Annotated in this window: 8 protein-coding genes; all 8 read left to right on the forward strand. The window is 23.6% G+C overall.

From position 1 onward, the window contains the following. Nucleotides 1-86 precede the first annotated feature (86 nt). The 8 genes from SHELI_RS02620 to SHELI_RS06180 all read left to right on the forward strand — a co-directional run bounded on the left by SHELI_RS02620 (nucleotide 87) and on the right by SHELI_RS06180 (nucleotide 11739). Nucleotides 87-1820 (forward strand): family 20 glycosylhydrolase, encoded by a 1734-nt coding sequence (locus tag SHELI_RS02620; protein ID WP_069116420.1) that lies wholly within the window; start codon nucleotides 87-89, stop codon nucleotides 1818-1820. A 73-nt stretch (nucleotides 1821-1893) separates the two neighbouring features. Then, on the forward strand, nucleotides 1894-2223 hold the full coding sequence (locus tag SHELI_RS02625; RefSeq protein WP_069116422.1) for a hypothetical protein: 330 nt from the start codon (nucleotides 1894-1896) through the stop codon (nucleotides 2221-2223). A gap of 217 nt (nucleotides 2224-2440) precedes the next feature. Next, a complete protein-coding gene (locus SHELI_RS02630; RefSeq protein WP_069116423.1) occupies nucleotides 2441-3076 on the forward strand; it encodes a hypothetical protein in 636 nt (211 codons plus the stop codon). A gap of 81 nt (nucleotides 3077-3157) precedes the next feature. Beyond that, complete coding sequence (hisS, locus tag SHELI_RS02635) at nucleotides 3158-4396, forward strand: histidine--tRNA ligase (RefSeq protein ID WP_069116425.1); 1239 nt, start codon at nucleotides 3158-3160, stop codon at nucleotides 4394-4396. A 3-nt stretch (nucleotides 4397-4399) separates the two neighbouring features. After that, complete coding sequence (gene aspS, locus SHELI_RS02640) at nucleotides 4400-6127, forward strand: aspartate--tRNA ligase (RefSeq protein ID WP_069116426.1); 1728 nt, start codon at nucleotides 4400-4402, stop codon at nucleotides 6125-6127. 9 nt (nucleotides 6128-6136) lie between these two features. Next, on the forward strand, nucleotides 6137-7933 hold the full coding sequence (locus SHELI_RS02645; RefSeq protein ID WP_069116428.1) for a M3 family metallopeptidase: 1797 nt from the start codon (nucleotides 6137-6139) through the stop codon (nucleotides 7931-7933). A gap of 224 nt (nucleotides 7934-8157) precedes the next feature. After that, nucleotides 8158-10296 (forward strand): lipoprotein, encoded by a 2139-nt coding sequence (locus SHELI_RS02650; protein WP_069116430.1) that lies wholly within the window; start codon nucleotides 8158-8160, stop codon nucleotides 10294-10296. Between the two features lie 1281 nt (nucleotides 10297-11577). Continuing rightward, nucleotides 11578-11739 (forward strand): hypothetical protein, encoded by a 162-nt coding sequence (locus tag SHELI_RS06180; RefSeq protein WP_232306387.1) that lies wholly within the window; start codon nucleotides 11578-11580, stop codon nucleotides 11737-11739. The last annotated feature ends 45 nt before the right edge of the window (nucleotides 11740-11784 follow it).

Raw genomic sequence — 11784 nt, forward strand, 5'->3', positions numbered from 1 at the left:
GATAAATATAAAATGATTTGCTTTATTATTTTAAGAATATTATACTAAGTTTGAGATAAAATTTTTGGGCAAGGGAATGATTTTATATGTACAGAGAAAATAATTTAAAATACTATAATAAATATGAGTTTTTAAATGAACTTATGGTTGAGAACTTCAATTGTATTTTGATTAATGACTTAAATATTCAAGTTCAAGAAGTTGATGAATATGATGAAGTGAAAACGATCGATGAATTTTCAATTGATTATACAAGTGATCAACAATTAACTATTAAAGCTTCTAATTTGAGATCTTTATATTATGCAAGTAATTACATCAAAGAGAACTTAGAGACTAATTTTAATAAAAAGTTAAAAAGCTCATTATTAGTAAGATCATATTTATTAGATATAAGTAGGGGAAAAATACCAAAAGAAAATTTTATTAGAAACTTATTATTTTATTTATCAAGTCAAAGAATTAATCAAGTTTATTTTTATATAGAACCAAATAGTATAGTTGATGGGGAGGTATGATTAGCAGGATTTGAAAAAATTCTGATTAGAAAAATAATTGAGTTTGCATCAAAATTTGCTATTGAAATAATTCCTGCTGTTTCATCTTTTAGTCATTTATATGATTTAACTACTAAATATAAAGAAATCCAAGATACTACAGCTGTAAAGTACTTAAATAGAGAGTTTTACTTTTTAGATAGACTTAATCACTACACATTAGACCCATTGAACGATAACTCATGAAAATACACAAAAGCAATCTTGGATTTTGCAACGGAAAATTTTAAATCAAAAATTATTAATATTGGTTGCGATGAACCTTATGATTTATATACTAAGGAGTTTATTAGAAAAGTTAAGTTTGCAGACATTGGAGAAATTTATTTTAATTATGTTAATAAAATAATTAATTATATATTAGAAAAAAATAAAGAACCAATGATTTGAGGCCATGCGATCGTTGATAATGAGGATAATTATTTTATATTAGAGAAATTAGATAAAAAAGTCAAAATAGCTAATTGCAACTATCACTCTTATCCTGAATTAAAACAGTTTGAACTAGTTGATAGAAATGGATTTGAACAAATTTTATGTGGAAGTGATTTAACTTTTGAAAATATATTTTCAAGCTATTCCAATGCAAGCTTAAATATATTATCCCTTTATAATCTCTCTAAAAGATTAAGTTTTTGCAAAGGACTTATGGTAACCCATTGAGGCGATTTTGGTCACATCAACAGTATAATTCAAGGATTACTAGTTGTTAAAAAATTTAATTTATTAGCTTTTAATCAAGAAAGACCTAAAATTAATGATGAGTCTTGGTTAATTTATTTATCACTTTGTCACGATGAAGTTATTCCATACAGTGAAATTATAAGATGGTGAGAAGAAGAAAAATTAGAACCAGAATATACAATTAATAAAGAAAAAAGAACTAAACTTTTTAAAGAATTATCTTCATATGATTCTGCACAATCAATTAGTGAAAATTCTGATAAAGTTGATTGACTTATAAAAAATAAATACAAAATAAACTGATTACCTAAATATTTTGTAGGGGTTTTGTTAGAAGAGCTAGATATTTATAAAGAATTCTTATATCTAAACAATATCTTAATATTAAAAATCAAAAAACACTATTATAGTTTAAAACATGTTATTGAAGAAACTGATTTTATAAATTTAAGAAAAATGGTTAATGACACTTTTGATAAATTTGAAAGTAAACTCGATAACTACTATAATTGTGGAGAACTAGGTAATCTTAGATGAGCTTATTTAAAACTTATAAATACAATTGAAAAAATAGGTTAGAAAAATAACCTATTTTTTTATTTTTATGGCATAAACACTTATTTAAATACGATATTCATATATGGAGGTGCTTATGCCAAAACTTGAAATCAGAGGTTTTATGCTTAAAAAGTCTAAATTAGCTAAAATATACTCTAAGGAACTTGAAAATTCGTATTTTGATCTTAAAAAGAGGTTTACCAATTATATGATTGATGCTTTTCCTAATATGTTAAAGGTGTGTAAAAAAGACCCTTCGTGATTTTGCTTAAATAAAAAATATATTAAATTAAATAAAAATAATGATATTTTTTTGTATGTAATGTGTGAAAGAATTAACTCATTGATAGAAGAATTTAATGAAGAAGCAGAAACATTACACCAAATCTATGCGAGCCGAGATAATAATTTATATAAAAACTAATTTTTTATACAAAAAAAGGTTTTTTTGTAAAATATAAGTGTATAATTTAAATAGTTCATTATAGTATGAACAATAAGTATTTGCAATATTTATACAAGTGCTACTAAATGTCATTACTGCCAATCTTGACATTAAAAATTACAATTTATATTGTAATTTTTTTTATTTTAAAATTATCAAAGATATAATTAATTTATCTAGAAATGAGGCTTATTTTATGGCATTAGAGATAAGAAACTTATTGATTGACAGCGAAGATATCAAAGACTTTAAAGATTATTGTGATTTGAGAGGATTAAAAACATATTTATATATTGCAAATATATTAAAAGAAATAACTCAAAAAGAGTTTATTAATTATAAAGAAGTTAGGTCTATTATAATTTATGATAAAAGAATCAAAAACATTTTATATCGTTTTTTTGCAAATATAGAAGATTCATTAAAAGCTCTTATTTTGGATCATTATGTAATTAAAAATAAAAAATATGTAAAAAATTATGATTTAAATGATTTTTCAGTATTTGAAAAATTTAACATAATAAAAAAAGGTGAAAATAAAGATAGTTGATCACATATTCTTTATATAATTTTCAAAAATAAAATTTTAGAAGCAAATAAGAAAGATGAATTATATGAATTAAAAGATTTTAGAAATAAAGTTATGCATTTTAACTTTGTTTTATTAGAAGAATTAAATTCGGGAGAATATAATTTTGCTTGATTAAATGATAATTTACATTTATTTTTAAAGTTTTTGCCCCAAAAATTTCATGATAGTTTCAAAACAAAAATAAATAACGCAAAAAATGACTTAGAAATACAAAAAGAATTTAAAATAGATCATCTTTAATATAGTTAAAGTCCCATTTTATAGGTATTTTTTTATATTTAATAGTGTAAAATATTATAGTTAGAAATATAGGTGGTTGTAATGATTAAAAAACCAAGAGGAACTGAAGATTTATTTGAAAAAAAAGCAAAGGAATACTTCGCATTAGAAATGATTTTTAGAAATATTGCTGATTTATATAATTATAATGAAATAAGAACACCATTATTTGAGGATGCTAATTTATTTTTAAGAGGTGTTGGGGAACAAACGGATATTGTTAATAAAGAAATGTATATATTTAGTGATAAAAAAGATCGTCAATTAGCATTAAGACCAGAAGGTACAGCACCAGTTGTCAGAGCAGTTTTAGAAAATAAATTGTATATAAATGAAAACCTACCACTTAAGTTATTTTATTTTGGAAGCATGTTTAGATACGAAAGACCCCAAAAAGGTAGGCAAAGAGAATTTACTACCTTTGGAGTTGAAACACTTGGATCAAAATCTCCTGAATCAGACAGCGAAATTGTTTGTTTGGCTGTAAATATCTTAAACTCAGTTGGAATTAAAAATTACAATTTATATATAAATCATTTGGTTAACGGTGATAAAAGAAAAGAGTATATAAAAGAATTAAAAAAACAACTGCAAAACATTGAATTATGTGATGATTGTAAAATTAGAATTGAAAAAAATCCATTAAGAGTGCTTGATTGTAAAATAGATCAAAATGAATTTGACGATATTATTGATATGAAAGATTATTTAAATGACGAGGAAAAAACTTATTATAGGAATTTTAAACAAAATTTGAAAAATCTAGGTATTACATTTATCGAAGATAAAAAGCTTGTAAGAGGTTTGGACTACTACACTGGCTTTGTATTTGAAATAAAAGATAAAAATAATTTAACTCTTATTGCTGGGGGTAGGTATGATAATCTAGTTAATGAATTGGGGCAAGTTGATTTACCAGCTTCAGGTTGAGGTTTAGGTGTTGAAAGAATTATTGTAAATTTAAAAGAAAATGAAATATTTTTAAGTGAAGAAGTTTGTTTGGATGCATATATTATAGGTTTAAGCGAAAAAGCTAAACAATTTTGCAATATTTTGTTGTTAATGTTAAGATCCGCAAATTTAAAAGTTGATTTTGATTTTATGGGTAGAAGTTTAAAATCTGCATTTAAACAATCAGAAAAATATAATTCAAAAAATATCATAATAATTGGTAATAATGAATTAAAAGAGAATGTTGTAATATTGAAAAAACAAAATAATAAAACAGAAAAAAAAGTTAAATTTGAAAATATAGTAGATGAAATTATGAGAGGTAATTAGAAAATGAAAAGAACACATACATGTGGAGAACTTAATTTAACAGACTTAAATAAAAAAGTTTTACTTCAAGGATGAGTTGCAAAAATAAGAAAAATGGGAGCAATTAACTTTGTAGATTTAAGAGATGTATACGGAATAACTCAACTTGTTATTGATGAAAAATTAAGTAAAAAATATGATTTTCTAAAAAACGAATATGTTATTGAAGTAGAAGGTAAAGTTATTGAAAGAAAATCTAAAAATAAAGATTTAAAAACAGGAGAAATTGAAGTTGAAGTTTCAACTATCAAATTGATTAATAAATCTGATTTAACACCTTTTGAAATTAAAGATAATATAGAAACCCAAGAAGACACTAGATTGACTTATAGATATTTAGATTTAAGAAGATCTATTATGCAAAAAAATATTATTTTGAGAAGTAAAATAAATCATATAATAAGAAATTTTTTTATTGATAACAACTTTATAGAAATAGAAACGCCAGTTTTTGGTAAATCAACACCTGAAGGGGCAAGAGATTTTCTGGTACCATCAAGATTAAATCCAAAAAAATTTTATGCTTTACCACAATCACCGCAATTATATAAACAATTATTTATGATATCTGGATTTGATAGATATTTTCAAATTGTTAAATGTTTTAGGGATGAAGATTTAAGAATTGACAGACAGCCAGAATTTATGCAACTGGATATGGAAATGAGTTTTGCTGAAGATAAAGACATTATGGAAATAATAGAAGCAGTTATTAAAAAAATACTTTTTGAAGTAAAAGGTTTAGATATAAAAGAACCATTTTTAAAAATGAGTTTTGCTGAAGCATTTGATAAGTTTGGTAATGATAAACCAGATTTAAGATTTGGATATGAAATTAAAACTGTGGATAGTATATTTAAAAATACAGAAATACCCTTATTCTCAAATCTTGATAACAAAACTATAAGATCTATATGTGTTAATGGTTTATTAAATAAAAAACAATTAGAAGAATTAACTGAAAGTGCAAATCAAAATGGAGTTAATATACTAGCTTTTACAAAATTTGATAAAAATGAGTGAAGCGGTTCAATAGCCTCAAAATTATCACAAAAAGAAAAAAAAGAGTTAGTAGATTTTTTTAATATTTCAAATGAAAGCACTATTTTATTTATTGTCGATGATTATCATAAAGCAACCAAAGCTATGGGTGCTGTTAGAAGCTCGTTAGGAAAAATTCAACAATTATGTAATCCAAATGATTTTAAAATATTATGAGTAGTAGATTTCCCGCTTTTTGAATTTTCAGAAGAAGAAAATAGATTTGTTGCAGCTCATCACCCATTTACTATGCCATCTGATGATTGTTTAAATACCTTTGATAAAGAAATGAAAAAAGCAAAAGCAAAAGCATATGATATTGTAATGAATGGTTTTGAAATCGGTGGTGGAAGTCAGAGAATAACCGATCTAAAAATTCAAGAAAGAATGTTTGAGGCTTTAAAATTAAGTAAAGAAGTAATTGATAAAAACTTTGGATGATTTATAAATGCATATAAATATGGGGCTCCTTATCATTCAGGATGTGCATTGGGATTAGATAGAATTAATATGATTTTATCTAATTCTGAAAATATAAGAGAGGTTATTGCCTTTCCAAAAAACTCATCAGGAATAGACCCAATGACTTACGCACCTGATTTGGTTACCGAATCTCAATTGAATGAATTGAATATAAAAATTAAAGAATAGGGATTTAAGATGCAAAGAAAGCATGCAAAAAATATTTATAAGTGAAATTTAAATAAAATTTATAAAGGCAAAAAAAGATTTAACAAAAACTTAAATTGAGTTATAAAAGAAAATAAAAAACTTATTTTTTATAAAAATCGCTTAAATAATTTTAAAATTTTTAAAAAGTTTTTTGCAAAAAATGAAAAAATTAACAAAGTTGAAGATAAAATATTGCATTACTTAAAAATTTTAGAAGTTGATAATAATGATAAACAAGCTCAAGAATTCGAGTCCATTTACTTTAATAAAATGAGACAATTAGATGGAATGTTTACATGAGTAGATGAAGAAATAAAAAATTTTGATAGAGAGCATTTTTTGAAATTAGTTATTAATGATAAAACTTTAAAACCTTTTTATAAAACATATCTTGACTTTTATGAAAATATAAAATATTTGTTACCAATGCATAAAAGACAACTACTTTCAAAAGTCTCTAATTCATCAAATATTTTATATGAAATGTATGACACCTTGATGTACAAAGATAATGAGTTTAAGGAAATATTTATTGGTGAAAATAAATATGAATTGAATAATAATAAATATAATGATATCATGACAAATAGTAGACCATTAGAAGATCAAATATTTAGAACGAATGTTGAGTTACTTTTCAAAGAAAATTTAAAAAATAATAAAACAACTTTTTTAAAAATCTATGAATCTATAATAAAAAACAATATTGAATATTCTAAAATGATTAATCAAGAGCATTACTTTGATTTTTATTTTGATAAAAAAGATTTTTATAAGTCTCAACTTAACATTCTTTTTGATGTAGCTGATAAAAATAAACATTTGATAGATAGATATTTAAAAATATACAAAAATTACTTTGGCTTTACAGATAAATTCTATTATACAGATACATCACTTAGATTTGCTACGACAAATAAACACTTGTATTCTGTTGAATTTGGTAAAAAAGTTGTCAAAAAATCACTTAAAGTTTTAGGTAAAAATTACTTAAAATATTTAAAGAAATCATTAAAATGTAATTTAATTGATTTTTATGAAGATGAAAATAAAAGCTCTGAAGCTTTTACAATTTCTTCATCAAATTTTGACAGTTTAATTTCTATGAATTGAACAGATGATATTGAGTCTATTTATACTCTTGCTCATGAAGTTGGCCATTCTGTACATTCAAAGTTTTCGAACAAGTATCAACCTAAACCACTTAATTTGTTTAGCAATTTGATTGCAGAAATTAGTTCAACTTTAAATGAACATATACTTAGTGATTATCTTTTGAAAAAATTAGAAAGTAATCAAAAAATTAATGTTTTACAAAATAGCATTGATTTTATAATAATAAATTTTTTTAGTTCCATTAGAAATACTAAGTTTGAATTAAAAGCTCATGATTTAGTAAACGCACAACAACCATTAACTTTTAAAAATATAAAAAAAATATTAAATGAAATAGATATTAAAAGAGATTATTTAAGTGATTTTGATAATCAAATAAAATACTATAATTGGTTTGATTTATCTCATATCTTTGATGAGCCGTTTTATATGTATAAATATTCTGTCTCAATTGCTGTTTCCTATTATTTATATAATGACTTTAAAAAAACAAAAAATAGTCAAAAAATAATTAGTTTTTTAAAAGAAGGTGGAAATTTAAGACCCTTAGAATTATTTGAAAAATATGGTTTTAATTGTAATGATTCCAAATCATATGAACCTATTTTGAAACACTTGAAAGACCTTATATCTAATCTTGAGGTCTTACTTAATATAAATAGAAATTAAGATACAAAAAATTATTTAATTAATATTTAAATATTGTTTTTTTACTTATTTTGTTATATTCTATAAGTATCTGTTGTTTATTTAATTGTGTAAAATAGTGTTTACAATTATAAGCAAAAGATAACTAATTTTAGCAATTTTTAATTAAAAATACTAATTTTTATAAAAATATTAAGTTTATACAAAATATTTAATGTAATTATTAAAAACGAAAGGTGATAAATATGAAAAAGTTATTAAGTCTTTTAACAAGTATAAGTCTAATAGCGGCATCATCTAGCTTAGCTGTGGCTTGTCCTGCTAAAAATGAAGCTGCTGAAGATAATAAAAACGATGGTGGAGATTCTAATGGTACAGGGGAAGGGGTAAAAGACCCAGAACCATCTGTTAATTATGAATCTGTTCTTAACGAATTTAAAAAAGAAGTTTCAAATATTATTGATAAACAATTAAAAAGCTCGCATTCATTATGATTTGAAAATATTGATAAAAGCCAAAATAAATTTTTTGATAAAAATTTTAAAAATAAGCTAAGTGGCGTAAATGCTTTAGAAAAAAATACATATAAAATATCAGAAATTTTGAAAAAAAATAATGATGAAAATAGTAAAAATGCATTTTTAGCTGACGTTAAAAGTCATTTAAATTATGATGCAATGAAAAATGAAATAGACAACTTAAAGAAAAATGCTAAATATAATATTGTTGTGGGAAGCCTTACAGCGGAAAAAATTTTAGATATTGATTTTAGCAAATTCATGGATGACAGTGACCAAAACAAAGTAGTTTTTAGTGATGAAGTGGAAACTGGAGATGCAAATGTTAGAGATGGTTCTGACCAAAACCTAAGCAAATATGTACTAAATCTTAGTTTAGATGTAAATTTCAAATTAACATATGTTTCTAATAACCAAAGTTCTGAAAATTCAACATCAAATGATCCAAAAATAGCAACTGTAAAATTTGGTTATACTCTAACAGGTTCAGAAAAAGTTGAAAAAGCTGTTAAAGAAGCTGCAAAAACTCTTAAATATAAATATATTACAGATTCTAAATTTAGTAGTTTGATAAAACCTGACTCATCAATAAATGGTGATGATAAATTTATAAATGACAGCACAAAAATTAATTCTGCTATTCAAAAAGTTTTTGATAAAGATGAATTTTTACCTGAACTTACAAAGACTTTAAATGATTTATTTTCATCACAAGGCACAACTTTTAAAGTTGATGCTAGTGCTGTAGACTCAGCATCATTAGTGGACGATGTTTCCGATAAAAATCCAAATGAAGTATGAGACTATAATTTATATGCTAATAGTCAATCAAGATATAAATGAAAAGATAAAGATAAAGGAACAACTCCTAATTACTACAATGAAGAGGGTTTAGCGAAAAATCAAAGTTTGTATGATTATATTTTTAAAAATATCGAAAAAGGAGAACAAGAAGGTGCTGTTAATTATGATGAAGCCATAAAAAATTACATTCTAGAAAATATCGGTAATTGAACTAAAACTTATAGTGAAAGCATAATTAATGCTGCTGAAGATTTAAATGACCAGACTACAGTTTCTAATAAAGATGATTTATTAAAAGCTATAAAAAGATCGGTTAGTTACAAAATTTTTAAAATTGAAAATTTAAAATTAGAAGTTTCGGGTGGATTTAAAATTGATTTAAATCAATTGTTTATTGCTGCAGGTTACACAGTTTCTAATAAAGAGGAAGATATAACTGCCATTAACAAAGAAAACTATGAAAGTTCTCAAACATTTAAATCAATCAAAGCAAATATCATTAATGGTATTAAAAAATATCATGAAGTTTACGGTATCGGTAACACAACAGAAAGTTATTCAATAGCTGGTATGAAAGGTGGAGAAAATAGTTTATTTGACTCAATTGATATAAAATTTATATCTAATTATGAATATCAAGGAAGTTATCAGGCTATTATGTACTGGGATTCAACTAGAAAAAGATTTAATAGTGTCTTATCATTAAACAAGGACTTTGATGATTCAAAACTACAATTTAAAAATACAGGTAAAGATGCTCAAGCTCTAGCAAGACATAAATTACTTAGTGAAGGTAATCAATCATACTTTGGATGAGAGATGGCTGAAAAATCAACTCCTCCTTTACATTTAAGATTGGCAAATGCTTCTTGACTGAGTGGAGATAAAGTAACTAGAAAACCTGGATTATATATAAATTCCTATAATGGAGATCAGAAAGCTAAAACAGTAGAATTCAATTTTACATTAAATTTTGTCAACATAAGATTTGTTACAGATGGAATTTGAACTCATGAACCTACTGATTCTTTCAGATATAAACCAGTAATAGAAAAAATATAATGATAAATTTAACAAAAAATCATAACTAAAATCAAACTTTTGATAATGAATTTCTCTACACATTTTGTGTAGAGTTTTTTATGTTTTTAATTAATTTTGAAATAATTATGAAAATCGATAAAGAGAAAAAAACTAAGTAGACCAGTGATATATACAACTAGTTTTTATATTAGAAAGGAAAATATGCTTAAAAAGTATAATGAATATTTAAAAAAGAAAGTCTTAAAAAGGTATTAATTAGGAGAAAATTTAGATAAAATTGATTCAACATAACCTTCCACACCATTTATTTGGCCAGCAAAAAGTTAAAAAAAGAATTTGTATCTAAAGATTCAAAAACAAAAGAAAAAGAAAATAAAGTTTTAAAAGAAAATTAGACTTTTAGAAAAACAATTAAAGTTTGAAAAAGAAGAAAAGCTATTAGCAATGGCAAGTAAAGAAATTTTGTAAAAGTTCATACCTTCTTGCACAATGACTATAATTTTGAACATGTTGAAGACGATCGAGAAGGACAAGATAATGATAATGGCAACAAAAGCTTATAAACATTATGCGTGTTGTCAAATATATTGTTTTATTGCAAAGCATGTCTTGAGAACTAATAGATTAATTAGTTATTTTAAAATTCATATAAATACATTTTCTAAGTTTAACTAAAAAATAATTTAGAAAACCCAATAATTATATTTAAAAATGGTCTATATTTTAATGATTTACCAAATTTTAATAGTCCTATATACAATAGATAATAAACTAATAATAGACTATAATCTAAAAAATAGTAGTTTATCAAGTTGCGCAAATTTAATAAGTAAGTAAATTTATGTAAATAAAGGCGTAAAAGTATCTGAAAAAAGGATTAGAAAAATTAGAGTAGATCATCCATGAATATTAAATAATCCAAGTAGAAAGAAACGTAGTGTTAAGAAATCAGAATCAAAAAAACATAATATTTATGTTAGAGAAGGCTTGTTGGAAATGAATTATAGTCGACCAAATATAATCGGTATGGATGGAATAAACTTTAATATATTTTTAAATAATGGAAAAAATGAAGTAAAATTAATTGTTTAATATCATATGATTGAGAAAAAAGAACTATAGTTAGTTATAGTTTTGATAAAAGTGAAAATTCAAATAGTGCATTATCTGTTTTTAAAGAAACAAATAACTATTCCATTGAAAAAGCAAATCAAAGATAATATAATCTGATAGAGGTTCGACTTTGCTAATGAGCTCATTTTTAACTATGTAAATGAAAATGATTTTATAGTTTATTCAATGTCTAAAAAAGGATTTAAACATAATGCACCAATAGAAAGTCTAAATAGATGAATTAAAAAAAATTTTATAAAATTTTTTGGTAATAAGTTTGAAAATAAAGAAAATTTTTATTATTATTTTAAGAAGTTCGCAAACATTTGAATAATTTACATAAAATAAAATATAATTTTAATATATAAAAGATCTTTTATTATATTTGCAAAT

It is taken from the genome of Spiroplasma helicoides, assembly GCF_001715535.1.
Lineage (GTDB): Bacteria > Bacillota_I > Bacilli_A > Mycoplasmatales > Mycoplasmataceae > Spiroplasma_A > Spiroplasma_A helicoides.